A 15,367-nucleotide genomic window follows, 5' to 3' on the forward strand; every position below is an offset into this window, starting at 1 on the left:
CGGCGGGTCACCGGCCGGCACAGTAACCACCGTCGACGAGGAGCTGTGCCCCGGTAATCCACGCCGCCTCGTCGGAACAGAAGAACCGGACGGCGTGGCCCACGTCTGCCGGTTCACCGAGGCGAGAGAGGGGCGTCTTCTCGGCCTCGCGTTCCTGGACCGATTCGTCGTTCAGGTCCTGCATCGGCGTCTTCACCACGCCGGGGAGGACAGTGTTGACCGTCGTCCCAGCCACCGCGGCTTCGAGGGCCAGCTCCCGCGTGAGGTTGAGGAGTGCGGCCTTGCTCGCCGCGTAGGGCGCGCCGCCACCGCCGAAGTACGCGTTGACGCTGGAGACGTTCACGATACGGCCTGCCGGGGCGTCGTCGAGATACGGCATCGCGTATTTCGAGGTGGCGAACGCGCCTGTGAGGTTCACGCCGAGAACTTCCTGCCACTGGTCCAGCGAGAGGTCCTGGGTCGTTCCGGGGACCTGGATGCCGGCGTTGTTCACGAGGATGTCGAGCCGGTCGAACCGCTCGAGGACTGCGGCGATCAGTGAGACCACGTCGTCCTCCTCGCTGACGTCCGTCTCGACGAACAGCGACTCGACGCCGTGGGCCTCGGCGACCATCTCGTCCGTCGGGACGGTGACGTCCGTCTCGAAGTACTGCCCCTGCTTCGGGTCGCGTCGAACGTCGGCGACAGCGACGTTCGCGCCCGCCGCCGCGAGGCAGTCGGCGATTCCACGCCCGATGCCGCTCGAAGCACCGGTGACGATGGCCGTCCGTCCGTCGAGTGACATACCCACTCGTGGGTGACCCCGAGACATGACCGTTCTGGTCATGGGAGGAGTTACCGTTGTACCGCTCGGGGACCCTCCCGGAATACCGGCCCGGTCTGGGCCATAGATAGGCGTTTCGAAGAGTGAAATCGATGTACTCCATAAAGTTTTATAATAATAGCCACAGAACCGTAGCCCGTATGGTAAATACCAACAGGCGAACGTTTCTGAAGGCAGCCGGAGCGGCAGTGAGCGCGACAGCCGTCGCCGGGTGTTCTGCGGGGCCGGGTGGAAGCGACAACACACTGGAGAAGGTCGGGATGTCTGCGTACGTCCGTGGTGGTTCCTGGATCACGGCGTACATCGAGGCGGCGAGGTTCTACGCCGAGGACCTCGGCATCGAGCTCGAAGTCCGGCCGAACCAGCAGAGCGCACAGAAGCAGGTCCAGGACATCCGCGACTTCACGAACGGGGACCACGACGCCATCCTCGTCGGTGTCTGGTCGACCGGCGCCGCCGAGGGGGCCATCAACCAGGCGATGGAGGCGGGCACACCCGTGTTCGCGACCAACGCCGACACGTCCAGTTCCGAGATTCCGCTCTACGTCGGGTTCAGTAACTACGACGGCGGCGCGGCCTCCGCCGAGGAGATGATCCCCGCACTGGAAGAGCAGTACCCGGACAAGGACAACTACCGCGTACTCAACGTCCGTGGCCCGCAGGGCAACCAGTCCGCCAACCAGCGCTCGCAGGGCTTCCTCGACGTGATGGCGGAACAGGACAACATCGAAGTCGTCCAGACGCTCAACGGGGAGTACGCCCGTGACGTGGCACAGTCCACCGTCCAGCAGTGGGTCAACGCCAACGGGGTCGTCGACGGTATCTACTCCGGGAACCTCTCGATGGGCCTCGGCGTCGTCCAGGCGATGCGTAACGAAGACCTCCTGGTCCCGAAGGGCGAGGACGGCCACGTCGTCCTGACGCAGATGGACGGCAGTCCGGAAGTGAACCCGCTCGTCGGGGAGGGCATGATCGACGCCGCCGTCGACCAGCCCAACTACTTCTACAACCCCATCGCGATGCAGTACATGAAACAGTACGTCGAGGCTGGCAACGACGACAGCGTCATCCCAGAGGTCGGCTCGGAGGTCACCGCCGACGACCTCACCATCGAGTCCGGCCAGCACAAGGGTGTCGAGATGTGGTCCGAACCGATATGGGAGCCCGGCATCATACGCGAGCAGAACGGGCACCCGTGGTTCCGCACCAACAGCGTCGTCATTACCCAGGAGAACTACGACCAGCCGTTCCTCTGGGGCAACGTCTGGGGCTGAATCCACGGACAACTACCTTCAGTACTCCACTACATCATGTCTACCGAAGAAGGATTCCTAAGTAGCCGTTTCGGCGACACCGACGACACCGTACTGACATTGTTGGACAACATGATATGGCCGATCCTGGGCGTGGTCATCCTCGGGGTGCTCGTCTTCGTCCCGCAGACGCTCCGGAACTTCCGCTCGATACAGCTGCTCCTCTGGGCGGCCGTTCCGCTGGGGCTCCTGGTGCTGGCCGAGAGCCTCTGCCTGCTCTCGGGCCACTTCGACCTCTCTATCGGGTCGATTGCGGGGTTCTCGGCGATGTTCACCGGGATGTTGCTCGGGACCTGTCCGAGCTGCTGGAACGTCATCTCGAGCCCGCTGCTCGGGTTCGCGATCATCCTCGGCGCAGGGGCGGTCATCGGGCTGGTCAACGGCGTGATGATCGCCCGCGTCGGCCTGAACCCGTTCCTGCAGACCCTGGCCTTCCTCATCATCTTCGAGGGCGCGAAGACGGCGATGCAGACCCAGCCCGTCACGGGCCTCCCGACGCTGTACCTGGACGTGGGTGGCACGCCGAACTTCGCTATCCTCGTCTTGCTCGTCGCGTTCCTCGTGTTCGGCCTGTTGATGCGGTTCACCACGTTCGGACAGGCGGTGTACGCGCTGGGGAGTTCTGAGAAGTCCGCGCGGGAGGTCGGCATCGACACCGACCGACTCATCATCGTCATCTACACCATCAGCGGTGTGCTATCGGCGATAGCGGGCCTCATGCTCACCGGCTTCGTCGGTGTCGTCCCACCGCTCATCGGTGAGGGACTGGTGTTCCAGGCGTTCGCCGGCGCGGTCATCGGCGGCATCAGCCTTTTCGGTGGGCGCGGGAAGATCACGGGCGCGCTCGGTGGGGTCATCCTCATCCAGCTCGTCCAGTCGGCACTGAACAACAGCACCGCCGTCGGTGCGACGGAGATTCAGATGATTAACGGATTCGTCCTGCTGATCGCGATCCTGCTGTACAGCACGCAGAGCAAGATCCGCTCTCGCATCCTCGCGAGTGGTTCGGTATGAGCACCGACGACGTCGCCTCCGGACAGGAGTCCGCGGCGCCGACCACCGTCGACGAGGTCCGCGGGACGCCGAAGATTCGCGTCGAAGACGTGGTGAAGACGTTCGGCCGTATCACCGCGCTCGACGGCGTGACGCTCGATATCGAGGAGGGCGAGATATTCGCGCTCATCGGCGACAACGGGGCCGGGAAGTCCACGCTGATGAACGTCCTCAGCGGGGTCCACCAGGCGACGACCGGGTCGATGTACGTCGACGGCGAGGAAGTCTCGTTCTCGAACCCGTCCGAAGCCCGAGCGAAGGGCATCGAGACGGTGTACCAGGACCTCGCGCTGATGGACGACCTGAACATCGCGACGAACATCTTCATGGGCCAGTTCCCGATGAAAGGGCTGGGCCCCATCAAGTACATCGACTGGGACGAGACCTTCGAGCGCTCGGAGGAGATCATGATGGAACGGCTCGGCCGTAACGTCGACCTCAACACCGAGGTCGAGTTCCTCTCCGGCGGGCAGCGCCAGCTCGTGGCCATCGGTCGGGCGCTCGCGTTCGACCCCGAGGTCATCATCTTGGACGAGCCGACGAGCGCGCTGTCGGTCGACGCGACCCGACTCGTCCAGGACACCATCGAGACGCTCTCGAAGGAACAGGGCATCACCATCGTCATCGTCAGTCACAACATCGAGTCGGTGCTGGAACTGGCCGACCGTATCGGCGTCCTCTACCAGGGGCAGCTGGTCGACATCCTCGACCCGGCCGACACCGGCCTCGAACCGCTCAACGACCTGATGACCACGGGGACGCTCCGTGAGGGAATCCGCGGCGACGACGACTGACGCCGGCACACACCCTTAAGTTCTCCTCCGTCGATATCTCGCGTATGTCCGACCCGTCCATAGTCGTCGACATCACCTGCGAAACGGGCGAGGGACCGCTGTGGCACCCCGACGAGGGACGCCTCTACTGGGCCGACATCCCGCGGGGCCGCATCTATCGCTACGATCCCGATACGGACGACCACGAACTCGTCTACGAGGACGACACCGAGCGCATCGGCGGGTTCACGTTCCAGGAAGACGGGTCCCTGCTGCTGTTCCAGGAGGCAGGGGCCGTCCGGCGACTCGACCAGGAGAGCGGCGACGTCCAGACGGTGGTCCAATCGGACCCCGACCGCTTCCACGAGCGGTTCAACGACGTCATCGCCGACCCGGAGGGGCGCGTCTTCGCCGGCGTGATGCCCGATACCGACCGGGATATCCCGGGTCAGCTGTACCGCCTCGACGGCGACGGAACCTTCGAGCTCGTCCGCGAGGAGTGCGTCCTCCCCAATGGGATGGGGTTCACGCCCGATCGCTCGCAGATGTACTTCAGCGACACCGGCAACGTCGATCCCGACAGCCCGGGCTACATCTACCGCTACGACTACGACCGGGCCAGTGGGGCGATTTCGGACCCCGAAGTGTTCGTCGAGTGCGGCGCGTTCGACGGGTACCCCGACGGGATGACCGTCGACAGCGAGGGCCACGTGTGGTCGGCGTTCTGGGATGGGCACGCACTCCGGCGGTTCTCGCCCGAGGGCGACCACGAGGCGACCGTCGAGTTCGCGCCGCGGAAGGTCTCGTCGCTGACCTTCGGTGGCACAGAGAACGAGACGGCGTACGTGACGACGGCCTGCGTCGAGACGCGGGAGACGGAAGGCGAGGGGGCCGGGAGCCTCTACACCGTCGACCTCGGCGTGACAGGCGTCCCGGAGTTCCGGTCGGCTATCGACGTCTGAAGGTTACTGCTCGGCCCGAGCCTGTTCCCGGAGGCCGCGCATGTACCCGATCGCGAACAGCCTACCCTTGGTGTGGTAGCCGGGGTTCGAGTTGTCCTCGCCGGCCATCGTTGGGACGTGGTCGGGACGCATCGGCACCTCGTCGCCGACGTGCTCTTCGTGGGCGCGCATCGCCGCGAGCATGTCGGTCTTGCCCTCGTCGTGCCACGTCTCGACGAACCGGTCGGCGTCCCCCTCGATGTCGCGGAAGTGGACGAAGTGGATGTGTTCGGCGAAGTGCTCGATGGCGTCGGGGATGTCCGTCTCCATCGCCGCGAAGTTGCCCTGGCAGAACGTGAGCCCGTTGTGCTCGCTCTCGTAGGCAGAGAGCACGCGGTCGTAGGCGTCCACGCTGCCGATGATACGGGGCACCCCGCGCAGTTCCTCGCGAGGCGGGTCGTCGGGGTGCAGGGCGAGCTTCACGCCGGCCGCCTCGGCGACCGGCGTCACCTCCTGCAAGAAATACTCCAGGGCCTCCCAGAGGTCCTCGTGGGTCGCGCTGGCCGCTTCGGAGGGCGGCCCACCCTGGACCTTCGCGTTGTCGAACTCGGTGACGTACGAGCCGCCCCGGGACTCGACGTGCGCGGCGGTCCGGGCCCACCGGACGCCGGCCATCCAGTCGTAGGCGACGACCGGGATACCCACCTCGCCGCAGTCCCGGAGGAACTGCTTGAACGTCTCGATGTCCTCGTCGCGGCCCTCTCGCCCGAGTCTGACGCGGTCGGAGATGGGGACCGACCCCTCGATGACGGAGAGGTCGAGGCCGGCGTTCGTGAGCCAGTTGTCCAGTCCCTGGAGGTCGTCGAACGACCAGTGGGTCCGCGCGTCCCCGATCTCGATGGGGTGGATGACGGTCTTCGTCACGCCCATCTGTTTCGCGAGCTGCCATCGTTCGTCCGGTTTCGGCGGCAGGATGAGTGCTGGGTCGACCATACCGGCACTGTGACGGCCGGTGTAGTAAGCCCAGCGATGGCCCCCAAGGCTCTTGCTCGGGCCCACCGTCTCCCCAGACATGTCCGAGACAGAACGAGCGGTGTACATTCAGCGACTCGACCCCGACCAGCGCCAGGAATACGTCGATGCCCACGACGACGTGCCGGCGGCGGTTACCGACGCGATGGAGCGGGGTGGCGTCGAGGAGTTCGAGCTTTACCTCAGAGACGACATCGCCGTCTGCATCCTTGAGTGCGAGGACCTCGACGCGTACCTCGAAGCCGTCGACGGGGACGAGGAGGTCGCCGAGTGGGAACGCTACACCGGTCAGTTCAAGCGCGAGGGCGTCGACGCCGACGCGGACCCCGAATCGGGCATCCCGTTCATGGACTGCATCTGGCGGTTCGAACCCGAGGAGTAGCGACCGTCGGTCAGCCGTGAATCCGCCGGAACGTCTCGCTCTGCAGGTAGCGACGGTCACGGTCCGAGAGGACGTCGGCGCGCTCGACCCACGAGAGACACTCGTCGTAGGTCCCCCAGTCGTCCATCCACGGGTAGTCCGAGCCGAGCATTAGCCGCTCGGGGCCGAACCACTCGAGGAGGTGCTCGACGTACGGCCAGAGGTCCTCGTACGGCCACGCCTGGTCGCTGGAACGGGGCAGCGAACTCACTTTCACGGCGACGTTGTCGTAGTGCGCCAGCCCCTCGAAGTCGGTCCACGGGGCCTCGTGTGGGTCGGTCGTCTCGTCGGGCCAGGCCATGTGGTCGACGACGAACTGCACCCTGGGATTGTCGTCGACGAGCGTCGCCACGTCCTGAAGTTGCTGGGCCTTCGGGAAGACGAAGACGGCCGCGTCGCTTTGGGCCGCGGCGTCGAACATCGGGTCTAGGCGGTCGTCGAGGAACCAGTCGCCCTGCCGGTCTATCTCGGTCGGCGTCTCCGCGTACGCGAGCGCCGCGTGCATCCGGACGCCGAGCATCCCGTCGGTCGAGACGACCCGCCGGAACGACTCGGCGGCCGCCTGCTGGTCCTCGGGGAAGAACTCCATCAGGCCGACGCCGTGCAGGCGCTCGGGGTAGGCCTCGATGGCTTCGATGGTGTAGTCGTTGGCGTCCGGCCCGCGGCCGTACATCGGCGTCGTGACGACGACTGCCTCGTCGACGCCGACCGCGTCCATGTCGTCGACCAGGTCGTCGTACGTGTACGCTCCCTCCCAGCCGGGTGGCAAGACCTCCGCCTGCCACGGGTAGGCGTCGGTGTCGGGCCCCCAGGCGTGCGTGTGGGTGTCGACGAGCGTCACTGGAGGTTCCCCCCGCCGGCGACCCGGAGGATGGCCCCGACGACGTAGTCGGCCCGGTCGCTCGCCAGGTACAGCACCGCGTCGGCGAGGTCCTCGGGCTGCCCGAGTCGCCCGAGCGGGAGGTTCGACGCCCACTCGTCGAGGACCTCCTGTTCGGACTGGCCCGTATCCTCCCCAGCGACGCGCGCTTCGAGGCGGACCTGGCGGGTCTCGGTGAGGTCCGTCGAGACGGCGTTCATGCGGATGCCCTCCTCGGCGAGTTCGCCCGCCATTCGCCACGTCAGGCCGTTGACCGCCGAGTTCGAGATGCCATAGATGCCACGCGGGCCGGTCCGCCTGTCGGCGGTCTGGCTGGTGACATTGACGATCGAGCCCTCAACGCCCTCGTCTATCATATGCTGGGCGACGAGCTTCGCCGTGTAGAACTGCGCGCGGACGTTGACGTCCATCGTCGTGTCCCAGTCGTCGAGGTCGGCGTCGAGCATCGACTCCTCCATCGGCCAGACGGCGGCGTTGTTCACGAGGAGGTCGATGGTTCCGAAGGCGTCGATTGTCCCCTCGACCAGGCGCTCGATATCGTCGGACTCGAGCAGGTCAGCCGTGATGCCGACGACGGTCCCCGACCCGAGCTCGTCCAGTTCGGCCGCCGTCGCCTCGACGTCGCTCTCGGTCCGCGAGTTGACGACGACGTTCGCGTCTGCCGCGGCGAGCGCCCGAGCGATACCGCGACCGATGCCTGACGTCGACCCGGTCACCAGCGCCGACTCTCCGTCGAAGTCGTAGGTGGTCCTGCCAACCATGTGTGTACACGCGGCCGGGTCCTGTATCAACGTACCGGGAGTGGCCGACGCTGGGGGCGTCTCGACCGGTGGTATTTTTTCGTCGCCCGGCGAATGATTCAGTATGGACACCTCTCTAGAGACCATCGTACTGGCTATCGGCCCCGAAGACGACGACCGGCTGGAAGAACTGGCACGGACCGTCCTGCAGGTGGCGAAACCGACGGGTGCGTCTGTCGTGCTCACGCACGTGTTCACCGGCGACCAGTTCAAGGCGATCGCCGAGGAACTCGACTACTCGAAGGCCACCGAGGAGGACATCGACCCCATCCTCGACCGCCACGCGTCGGTCCAGTACCTCGAGGACCTGTTCGACGAGCACGGCGTGGACTACGCCGTGCACGGCTTCGTCGGCGACGTCAGCGAGAAGATAATCGACCTCGCGGAAGCGGAAGACGCCGACCGCGTCGTCCTGTCAGGGCACGCCCGCTCGCCGGTCGGCAAAGCGGTGTTCGGGAGCACCTCCCAGCGCGTCCTGCTTGACGCCGCGTGCCCGGTGACCTACGTCAAGCCCGGGAAGAGCGACGAATAGACCGTCGCCCGCTGTCGGTTATCCCCAGAGGTCGCCGTCAGGGTCGTAGCGCGCGTCCATGATACGGTCCCACTGCTCGTCGGAGAGGTCGACCTCCGTCGCGGCGACGTTCTCCTCGAGCTGCTCGGGCGTCCGCGCGCCGACGATGGGGATGCAGGAGAAGTCGTCCCAGTCCATCAGCCAGCGCAGCGACACCTGCGCGGGCGTCGCGTCGACCTCGTCGGCGACGGCTCGGACCTCGTCTAAGACCTGCCAGCCGCGCTCGGAGGCGTACCAGTCGCCGAAGAAGTCATCGAAGCTCCCCCGGGCTCCGTCGGGGGCCTCCACGGCTTCCGGGTCGTCGGGGTCGGCCCGCTCGTACTTCCCGGTGAGGAACCCGCCGGCCAGCGGCGAGTAGTTACAGACAGCCAGGTCCTGGTCGGCACAGACCTCGAGATACTCCCTGACGTCCTCGTAGTAGCCAGCGTGGTGGAGCGGCTGTGTCACGTCGAAGCGCTGGAGTCCCTCGACGTCACTCGTCCACAGGGCCTTCGTGAGCTGCCAGGCGGCCATCGTCGAGGCCCCCAGGTAGTGGACCTTCCCCTCGTTGACGAGTTCGTCGAGGGTTCGCAGCGTCTCCTCGATGGGCGTGTTCTCGTCCCAGCGGTGGATGTAGTAGACGTCGAGGTAGTTCGTATCGAGGCGGTCGAGCGTCCCCTCTATCTGGGCCCGGATGTGCTTGCGCCCGAGACCGCGGTCGTTGGGGCCGGGCTCGCCGTCCCCGTTGTACGGGAAGTACACCTTCGACGTGACGACGAAATCCTCGCGGTCGTGGTCGTCCAGCCACTCGCCGACGTACTCCTCGCTGAGCCCGTGGGGTGTCCCGTAGACGTTCGCCGAGTCGATGAAGTTGATGCCGTTCTCCCAGGCGGTGTCGAGCAGTTCGTGTGCCTCCTCGCGGTCCGTCTCGACGACGCCGCCGGTCTCTTTGCCGAAGCGCCACGTGCCGAAGCAGAGTTCGGAGACGCGCGTCCCCGTGTTGCCGAGTTGTCGGTAGTCCATCTCGTACGACGCTCCGGCCGGTCGGCTAAACAACCTTTCGTCCCGCCGGGCCGCCGACTCACTCGGCGCTCTCGCGCTCGACGAGCGTGATGTGCTCGCAGGCGAGCAGCGTCGTCTCCTCCTGGTCCTCGACGACGTACTTGTACACCACGCGGCCCAGGTCGTCGTTGTACACCTCGGTCTCGACGACCTCGCGGTGGACGGTCAGCGTGGTGCCGATACCGACCGGGTTGATGAACCGCAGCGAGTCGTAGCCGTAGGAGAACGAGCGGGGGTTCATGTCCGCGACGAGCGCCTCGGCGACCGAGAACACGAGGTTGCCGTGTGCGATTCGCTCGCCGAAGTCGGAGTCCTCGCCGCGCTCCGTGCTCATGTGGAGCGGGTGGAAGTCGCCGGAGAGGCCGGCGAAGTTGACGATGTCCGCCTCCGTTATCGTCCGGGCGGCCTCGACGGTGAACGTCTCGCCTTCCTCGATGGCCTCGAAGTACCGTTCGGTGTCCTTCGCGGGTGCCTTCATGCGAGAGGGGACGCCCGTGACCGTAATAAATCCAGTCGGCGAGACGGACCGGACGTCTGGAGTTCAGCTGGCCCGGGATGACTGTCGGGAATCCGACCCAAAGTGATTATTCACCTCGGTCCGATGACACAGACATGCAATTCGATTGGATGGTGCAGTGTTACGCCGGTGACGGTGTCTTCAGGGATACGCCGATGCTGGAGACGGTGGAGCGCGAGACGATACTGAACGGCGTGGACGCCGCGATAGACAATGGGTTAGAAGGGCTCTGGGCGCCCGACCACTTCATGCTCGGTCCGAAGGCCGAGGAGTACGAGGTCTGGACGCTCCTGAGCGCGCTCGCTGAGCGGACCGACGACGTGGACATCGGCCCGCTGGTCGGGTCCATCACCTACCGGAACCCGGCCCTGCTCGCGAAGATGGCGACCACCGTCGACATCCTCTCCGAGGGTAGACTCAAGCTCGGCCTCGGCGCCGGCTGGCACGAGGAGGAACACCGCGCCTACGGCTTCGACTTCCCCGACATCGACACGCGCATCGAGATGTTAGAGGAGTCGATCCACGTCGTGAAGGCGATGTTCACCGAAGACCACCCGACCTACGAGGGCGAGCACTACCAGATCGACGACGCGCTGAACAACCCGAAACCGACGAGCGAGCCACACCCGCCCATCGTCATCGGCGGGGCCGGGCCGCGGATGCTCCGTCTCATCGCGCGCCACGCCGACGAGTGGAACGTCGAAATCAGCGCCCGGGCACGGGGGAAGCCCATCGAGTTCAAGGTCCGGAAGTTTGACGAGTACCTGGAGAACGAGGGGCGCGACCCGGACGACGTGCGTCGGTCCTGGCTCGCACACGTGCTCGTCCGCGAGGACGAAGCGGCCGTCGAAGATGCCGTCGACAACATCTTCCCGCTCCCGTGGGGCGAGGAATCCGACATGGATGAGGAGCTCAGTGACGCCGACGACGCACGGGAGAAGGGGAGTATGCTCATCGGGACACCATCACAGGTCGCCTCCCAGATAGAAGCCATCCGCGACCTCGGCTTCGACCGCCTGCAGCTCATGTTCCTCGACTTCCCGGGCGAGCGGAGCATGGAACTGTTCGGCGACGAGGTCGCGCCCGAGTTCCAGTAAGGGACCGCTCGAACTTTTTATCGGTCGGGGGCGAAACCCCGATATGGGCTGTTCTGTCACCGACGAGTACCAGCGCCGGGGCATCGACACCGTCTTTCTGGAGAACGACCACCTGCGTGTCGAAGTGCTCGCCGGCAAGGGGAGCGACGTCACGGAGATACGGGACAAGCGGACGGACACGAACGTGCTCTTCGAGGCCCCACACGCGTGGCGCGCCCCGGCCGCTGGCCCGGCCGGCGCCCCCGACGCGGCGTTCTCCTTCCTCGACCACTACCCCGGTGGCTGGCAGACCGTGCTCCCGGCGGCCGGGGGGCCGACGTCCGTCGCTGGAGCGACGCTCGCCCTCCACGGGGAGTCGAGCGTCATCCCGTGGGACTCCCGTATCACCGCCGACACCGACGAGCGCGTTGCCGTCGAGTTTTCGACGTCGCTCACGCGCTACCCGTTCACCATCGTGCGCGAGCTGGCACTCGGGGCGGGCGACTCTACGCTCGCAGTCACCGAGACGGTCAGGAACGACGGCGAGGTGACCGTCCCGTACTCGTGGCTCCAGCATATCGCGCTCGGCGAGCCGCTCGTGGACCCCGACGCACACCTCGACGTCCCCTGCGAGACAGTGCTCGTGGACCCCGACCAGACGACCGACACCGCCAGGCTCCCCCCAGGCGAGACCTACGACTGGCCGGTCTGTGAGACGCCCGACGGCCCGGTCGACCTGCGTGCGTTCCCACCGCGGGAGGAGCGCGTCCACGACCTGGTGGCGCTCGCCGACCTCCGGGAGGGGCGGTACACTGTCTCGAACCCCGCGATAGACCTGGGCGTCACCGTGCGGTTCCCCGAGTCGCTGTACGAGTACCTCTGGTACTGGCAGCCCCTGGGCGGCTTCGAGGAAGCGCCGTTCTTCGGTCGCAACTACAACGTCGGGCTCGAACCGTGTACGTCGATTCCGAACGCCGGGCTGGCCGAGGCGATCGAGAACGGGACCGCCGAATTGCTCGACCCCGGCGAGACCCGAGAATCGACGGTCACGCTCGAGACTCACCCCGTAGAGTAGTCTCCCTGGCGAGTGGTCTACTCGGCGAACGCCTGCATCGCCACCCAGGCGTTGTTCAACGGGTGATAGCCCGGTTCGACGGCGACACCCCGGTTCGGGTCGTCGCGCTCGTGAGAGCGGGTCAGCCGCTCGTACCAGTTCCCGTGGCGCGGGTTGACGAAGTGGGTCATCGAGTGCTCCCAGAGTCGGTCGTACCACGCTGCGTAGTCGGCGTCGTGCTGAGCGAGCAACGCGGCGGCACCGATGGCCTCGGTGAGTTCCCAGCTGTACTTGTCGTCGACGACCGGCTCGCCGTCCCCGTCGACGGTGTAGTAGAACCCGCCGTGCTCGTCGTCCCACCCGAGGTCCACGGCGACGTCGAACAGCTCGGCGGCCCGCTCGACGTGCCAGTCCGCCGGGGCGTGTTCGTGGAGCACGAGCAGCAGCTTCGCCCACTCGGCGTGGTGGCCCGGCTGGTAGCCCCACGGGCGGAACTGGTGGGCCGGTTCGTCGCGGTTGTACGCCTTGTCCGGCGCCCAGTCCTCGGTGAAGTGCTCCCAGATGCGTCCGCTGTGGTCCTCAGCGAGGTCGCGGGTCACGGTCGAGGCGATGACCCCGGCGCGGTCGATGTAGCGCGCCTCACCAGTGGCCTCGTAGGCCGCCAACAGGGCCTCGCAGGTGTGCATGTTCGCGTTCAGGCCGCGGTACGGTGACAGCTCGCTCCAATCGCCACTGGCCTCGTCCGCACAGAGCCCGTAGTCTTCCTCCCAGAACCGCTCGTCGATGACATCGTAGGCCCGTTCCAGCGTCTCCTTGCCCCGGCGGAGGCCGGCCTGATGTGCCCGCGCGCCGGCCAGCATCACGAACCCGTGGCCGTAGCAGTGTCGCGTCGCGTCGACCGTCTCGCGGCCCTCGAGACGCCAGTCGTACCCCTCGTTGTCCGGGTCCCAGTGAGCGGACTCGAGAAAGGTGAGCCCGTGCTCGGCGGCGGGTCGGCACCATACCGGGCCGTCGAGCATGACGCCGACGCTGAAGTTGTGGACGGCGCGGGCCGTCGCGACCAGGTGTTTCGTTTGTCCGTCGTAGACGTGGCCGTCCTGCTCGTCGAGTTGTGCTACGTAGCCGCCGTAGTGGGTGTCGACGCAGGACGGGTAGTAGAACGACAGCACGTCCCGGACGTGCTGACGGAGCCAGTCGGGGTCCCGATAGGTTGCCGGCTGCATGGGTGAGCGGTACCCGCGGACGGCATAAAACTCTACGTGAACTCCCGACGGTGGTGTTTCGTTACGAGACTTAGGGAGTGAACAGCCAGACAGCCCCCGCGTTCTCAGCGAGCCGCGGGAGCCGAGAACGCGGCCCCTTTTAGTCCCGCCCAGACCGGCTGACCACCCGGCGACGGGTGGGACTGAAAGGGGCTTTCTGGCTCTCTGAGTCACTACCTGCCAACACTGCCGTCCGGATGGTACGCCGAGGAGCGCTGGAGAGCACAAACCTGTGGCGTACCGTTATACCACCCGAAGGAGTAGCGGCGGCTATGAGCAACCCATCACTCGAGGAGCTGACCGGCCGATACGAAGCGCTCTACCCGGGCGCGGTCGTCGACGTGCTCGACGACCGTGGATTCGAAGACCAGACGATGCGGGCGGGAATCGCGCCGTTGCGCGACGGAATGCGGACCGCCGGCATCGCGTATCCGGTGGTCGGCCGGCCGAACCGGAGCGTCGACCCCGACGCGAACATGCGCGAGATACTCCGGATGCTCGGCGACGCCCCGGCCCACGGGGTCCTCACCTACCAGACCAACGACGACGGTGACGCGGCACACCTGGGCGAGCTCTCCGTGGTCGCGCTCAAGGCCGCGGGCGTCAACGGAGCCGTCCTCGACGGCGGCGTCCGTGACGTCTCGTACGTCCTCGACGAGGACTTCCCCGTGTTCTCGAAGTACCGCACGCCGGCCGACGCCGTCCCGCGGTGGGAGATACTCGACTGGGGCGGCACCGCCGTCGTCGGTGGCGTCGAAGTCTCGGCGGGCGACGTCGTCCTGGGAGACGTCGACGGGGTCGTCGTGGTTCCCGAAGACATCCGGCTCTCTGTCCTCGAAGCGGCCGAGGAACTCGCCGAGACGGAAAACGAGGTCAGGGACGCCGTTCGCGAGGGGATGGCCCCGCTCAACGCGTACGACGAGTACGGCGTCTTCTGATCAGAGGCCGCTGTGGGCCAGCCAGCCGCCGTCGACAGGCACGTTCACACCGGTCATGAACGACGCCTCCTCGCTGGCGAGGAAGACCGCGACGTCGCCGATGTCCTCCGGCGTCCCGAAGCGGGGCAGGAGGGTGTGTTCGGCGGACTGCGCGATGTCCTCCTCCGTGAGGTAGTCCTGGAGCGGCGTCTCGACGTAGCCCGGGTTGATGCAGTTGACGCGCACGTCGTCCTCGCCGAGTTCGACGGCCAGGTCGCGGGTCAGGTTCACGACGCCGCCTTTCGCGGCGGCGTAGGCCGGGCCACCGCCGCCCTCGAACCCGCGGACGGAGCCGATATTGAGTATCTGGCCGCTCCGCTCCACGATGTGGGGGACGGCGTACTTCACGGCGTAGAAGACGCCGCTGAGATCGACGTCCAGCGAGCGCGCCCAGTCCTCGACGTCGGTTGTCTGTGAGTCGCCGACGACCTGGATGCCCGCGTTGTTGACGAGCACGTCGACGCCGCCGTAGGTGTCGACGGCCGTCTCGACCATCCCCTCGACGCTGTCCGGGTCGCCGACGTCGGTCTCGACGAACGTCCCGTCCCCGCTCGTCTCGTCAGTGATGACCCGGTCAGTCGGGACAGTCTCGTCGCTGTCGTAGCGCTCGCCCTGTTTCGGTTCTCGGCGGACGTCCGCGACGACGACGTTGGCGCCTTCCGTCCCGAACCGCCGGGCGATGCCTCGACCGATGCCGCTTGCCGCACCGGTGACGATGACCGTCCGGTCTGCGTGTCGCTGGGCTTCCATACAGGCTTCTCGACCGGGACCGGCTTATAGATTGGTCGCCGGACCTGGCCAGTCTCTGCTTTTGGATTTCTGTTTTCGAAGCG

The 15,367-nt window shown here is 66.4% G+C and carries 17 protein-coding genes; 9 read left to right on the forward strand and 8 right to left on the reverse strand.

Annotated elements, in window-relative coordinates; all coding sequences use genetic code 11:
- Positions 1 to 7: 7 nt before the first annotated feature.
- Positions 8 to 784, reverse strand: a complete 777-nt coding sequence (locus P1L41_RS12705; RefSeq protein WP_276296099.1) for an SDR family NAD(P)-dependent oxidoreductase — start codon at positions 782 to 784, stop codon at positions 8 to 10.
- Positions 785 to 963: 179 nt separating this feature from the next.
- Here P1L41_RS12705 and P1L41_RS12710 point away from each other — a divergent pair, with 179 nt between their 5' ends.
- Genes P1L41_RS12710 through P1L41_RS12725 form a run of 4 tightly spaced genes read left to right on the forward strand, consistent with a single transcriptional unit; the run spans position 964 to position 4,924 of the window.
- Positions 964 to 2,097: a sugar ABC transporter substrate-binding protein gene (locus P1L41_RS12710; RefSeq protein ID WP_276296100.1), complete on the forward strand. Its 1,134-nt coding sequence runs from the start codon at positions 964 to 966 to the stop codon at positions 2,095 to 2,097.
- Positions 2,098 to 2,133: 36 nt separating this feature from the next.
- Positions 2,134 to 3,150: an ABC transporter permease gene (locus tag P1L41_RS12715; protein ID WP_276296101.1), complete on the forward strand. Its 1,017-nt coding sequence runs from the start codon at positions 2,134 to 2,136 to the stop codon at positions 3,148 to 3,150.
- The gene (locus P1L41_RS12720; RefSeq protein WP_276296102.1) at positions 3,147 to 3,983 is read left to right on the forward strand and encodes an ATP-binding cassette domain-containing protein; all 837 of its coding nucleotides are present in this window, start codon (positions 3,147 to 3,149) and stop codon (positions 3,981 to 3,983) included. The genes P1L41_RS12715 and P1L41_RS12720 overlap by 4 nt, the downstream gene beginning before the upstream one ends.
- Before the next feature lie 44 nt (positions 3,984 to 4,027).
- Positions 4,028 to 4,924 carry an SMP-30/gluconolactonase/LRE family protein gene (locus P1L41_RS12725; RefSeq protein ID WP_276296103.1) on the forward strand — a complete coding sequence of 299 codons (897 nt, stop codon included), beginning with the start codon at positions 4,028 to 4,030 and terminating at the stop codon, positions 4,922 to 4,924.
- A 3-nt stretch (positions 4,925 to 4,927) separates the two neighbouring features.
- On the opposite strand, the gene P1L41_RS12730 is transcribed toward P1L41_RS12725, so the two are convergent.
- Positions 4,928 to 5,896 (reverse strand): mannonate dehydratase, encoded by a 969-nt coding sequence (locus P1L41_RS12730; RefSeq protein ID WP_276296104.1) that lies wholly within the window; start codon positions 5,894 to 5,896, stop codon positions 4,928 to 4,930.
- A gap of 79 nt (positions 5,897 to 5,975) precedes the next feature.
- Here P1L41_RS12730 and P1L41_RS12735 point away from each other — a divergent pair, with 79 nt between their 5' ends.
- Positions 5,976 to 6,317, forward strand: coding sequence for an L-rhamnose mutarotase (locus P1L41_RS12735; RefSeq protein ID WP_276296105.1), 342 nt, complete (start codon positions 5,976 to 5,978; stop codon positions 6,315 to 6,317).
- Positions 6,318 to 6,327: 10 nt separating this feature from the next.
- Here the strand turns inward: P1L41_RS12735 and P1L41_RS12740 are convergent, their stop codons facing one another.
- On the reverse strand, positions 6,328 to 7,197 hold the full coding sequence (locus P1L41_RS12740) for an amidohydrolase family protein (protein WP_276296106.1): 870 nt from the start codon (positions 7,195 to 7,197) through the stop codon (positions 6,328 to 6,330).
- The gene (locus P1L41_RS12745; protein WP_276296107.1) at positions 7,194 to 7,997 is read right to left on the reverse strand and encodes an SDR family NAD(P)-dependent oxidoreductase; all 804 of its coding nucleotides are present in this window, start codon (positions 7,995 to 7,997) and stop codon (positions 7,194 to 7,196) included. Before P1L41_RS12745 ends, P1L41_RS12740 begins: the two co-directional genes overlap by 4 nt.
- A 103-nt stretch (positions 7,998 to 8,100) precedes the next feature.
- Between P1L41_RS12745 and P1L41_RS12750 the strand changes: the two genes are divergently transcribed.
- A complete protein-coding gene (locus P1L41_RS12750) occupies positions 8,101 to 8,568 on the forward strand; it encodes a universal stress protein (RefSeq protein ID WP_276296108.1) in 468 nt (155 codons plus the stop codon).
- An 18-nt stretch (positions 8,569 to 8,586) separates the two neighbouring features.
- Here the strand turns inward: P1L41_RS12750 and P1L41_RS12755 are convergent, their stop codons facing one another.
- Together P1L41_RS12755 and P1L41_RS12760 are read right to left on the reverse strand one after the other, a co-directional pair.
- Complete coding sequence (locus P1L41_RS12755) at positions 8,587 to 9,609, reverse strand: aldo/keto reductase (protein WP_276296109.1); 1,023 nt, start codon at positions 9,607 to 9,609, stop codon at positions 8,587 to 8,589.
- A 58-nt stretch (positions 9,610 to 9,667) separates the two neighbouring features.
- On the reverse strand, positions 9,668 to 10,126 hold the full coding sequence (locus tag P1L41_RS12760; protein ID WP_276296110.1) for a MaoC/PaaZ C-terminal domain-containing protein: 459 nt from the start codon (positions 10,124 to 10,126) through the stop codon (positions 9,668 to 9,670).
- 134 nt (positions 10,127 to 10,260) lie between these two features.
- Between P1L41_RS12760 and P1L41_RS12765 the strand changes: the two genes are divergently transcribed.
- Together P1L41_RS12765 and P1L41_RS12770 are read left to right on the forward strand one after the other, a co-directional pair.
- The gene (locus P1L41_RS12765; RefSeq protein ID WP_276296111.1) at positions 10,261 to 11,262 is read left to right on the forward strand and encodes an LLM class flavin-dependent oxidoreductase; all 1,002 of its coding nucleotides are present in this window, start codon (positions 10,261 to 10,263) and stop codon (positions 11,260 to 11,262) included.
- Between the two features lie 43 nt (positions 11,263 to 11,305).
- Positions 11,306 to 12,316, forward strand: coding sequence for an aldose 1-epimerase (locus P1L41_RS12770; RefSeq protein ID WP_276296112.1), 1,011 nt, complete (start codon positions 11,306 to 11,308; stop codon positions 12,314 to 12,316).
- Positions 12,317 to 12,333: 17 nt separating this feature from the next.
- Here P1L41_RS12770 and P1L41_RS12775 read toward each other — a convergent pair whose 3' ends face one another.
- Positions 12,334 to 13,518 (reverse strand): AGE family epimerase/isomerase, encoded by a 1,185-nt coding sequence (locus P1L41_RS12775; protein WP_276296113.1) that lies wholly within the window; start codon positions 13,516 to 13,518, stop codon positions 12,334 to 12,336.
- A gap of 311 nt (positions 13,519 to 13,829) precedes the next feature.
- On the opposite strand from P1L41_RS12775, the gene P1L41_RS12780 reads away from it, so the two are divergent.
- On the forward strand, positions 13,830 to 14,495 hold the full coding sequence (locus P1L41_RS12780) for an RraA family protein (protein ID WP_276296114.1): 666 nt from the start codon (positions 13,830 to 13,832) through the stop codon (positions 14,493 to 14,495).
- Here P1L41_RS12780 and P1L41_RS12785 read toward each other — a convergent pair whose 3' ends face one another.
- Positions 14,496 to 15,284, reverse strand: a complete 789-nt coding sequence (locus P1L41_RS12785; RefSeq protein ID WP_276296115.1) for an SDR family NAD(P)-dependent oxidoreductase — start codon at positions 15,282 to 15,284, stop codon at positions 14,496 to 14,498. It lies immediately after the preceding gene.
- Positions 15,285 to 15,367 lie beyond the last annotated feature (83 nt).

This window comes from Haloarcula ordinaria, assembly GCF_029338275.1.
GTDB lineage: Archaea > Halobacteriota > Halobacteria > Halobacteriales > Haloarculaceae > Haloarcula > Haloarcula ordinaria.

What these genes read in the sequence shown, in the direction of transcription:
- P1L41_RS12705 (WP_276296099.1), bottom strand. Translation starts at nt 784, where the DNA reads ATGTCACTCGACGGACGGACGGCCATCGTCACCGGTGCTTCGAGCGGC.
- P1L41_RS12710 (WP_276296100.1), top strand. Translation starts at nt 964, where the DNA reads ATGGTAAATACCAACAGGCGAACGTTTCTGAAGGCAGCCGGAGCGGCA.
- P1L41_RS12715 (WP_276296101.1), top strand. Translation starts at nt 2,134, where the DNA reads ATGTCTACCGAAGAAGGATTCCTAAGTAGCCGTTTCGGCGACACCGAC.
- P1L41_RS12720 (WP_276296102.1), top strand. Translation starts at nt 3,147, where the DNA reads ATGAGCACCGACGACGTCGCCTCCGGACAGGAGTCCGCGGCGCCGACC.
- P1L41_RS12725 (WP_276296103.1), top strand. Translation starts at nt 4,028, where the DNA reads ATGTCCGACCCGTCCATAGTCGTCGACATCACCTGCGAAACGGGCGAG.
- P1L41_RS12730 (WP_276296104.1), bottom strand. Translation starts at nt 5,896, where the DNA reads ATGGTCGACCCAGCACTCATCCTGCCGCCGAAACCGGACGAACGATGG.
- P1L41_RS12735 (WP_276296105.1), top strand. Translation starts at nt 5,976, where the DNA reads ATGTCCGAGACAGAACGAGCGGTGTACATTCAGCGACTCGACCCCGAC.
- P1L41_RS12745 (WP_276296107.1), bottom strand. Translation starts at nt 7,997, where the DNA reads ATGGTTGGCAGGACCACCTACGACTTCGACGGAGAGTCGGCGCTGGTG.
- P1L41_RS12750 (WP_276296108.1), top strand. Translation starts at nt 8,101, where the DNA reads ATGGACACCTCTCTAGAGACCATCGTACTGGCTATCGGCCCCGAAGAC.
- P1L41_RS12755 (WP_276296109.1), bottom strand. Translation starts at nt 9,609, where the DNA reads ATGGACTACCGACAACTCGGCAACACGGGGACGCGCGTCTCCGAACTC.
- P1L41_RS12760 (WP_276296110.1), bottom strand. Translation starts at nt 10,126, where the DNA reads ATGAAGGCACCCGCGAAGGACACCGAACGGTACTTCGAGGCCATCGAG.
- P1L41_RS12765 (WP_276296111.1), top strand. Translation starts at nt 10,261, where the DNA reads ATGCAATTCGATTGGATGGTGCAGTGTTACGCCGGTGACGGTGTCTTC.
- P1L41_RS12770 (WP_276296112.1), top strand. Translation starts at nt 11,306, where the DNA reads ATGGGCTGTTCTGTCACCGACGAGTACCAGCGCCGGGGCATCGACACC.
- P1L41_RS12775 (WP_276296113.1), bottom strand. Translation starts at nt 13,518, where the DNA reads ATGCAGCCGGCAACCTATCGGGACCCCGACTGGCTCCGTCAGCACGTC.
- P1L41_RS12780 (WP_276296114.1), top strand. Translation starts at nt 13,830, where the DNA reads ATGAGCAACCCATCACTCGAGGAGCTGACCGGCCGATACGAAGCGCTC.
- P1L41_RS12785 (WP_276296115.1), bottom strand. Translation starts at nt 15,284, where the DNA reads ATGGAAGCCCAGCGACACGCAGACCGGACGGTCATCGTCACCGGTGCG.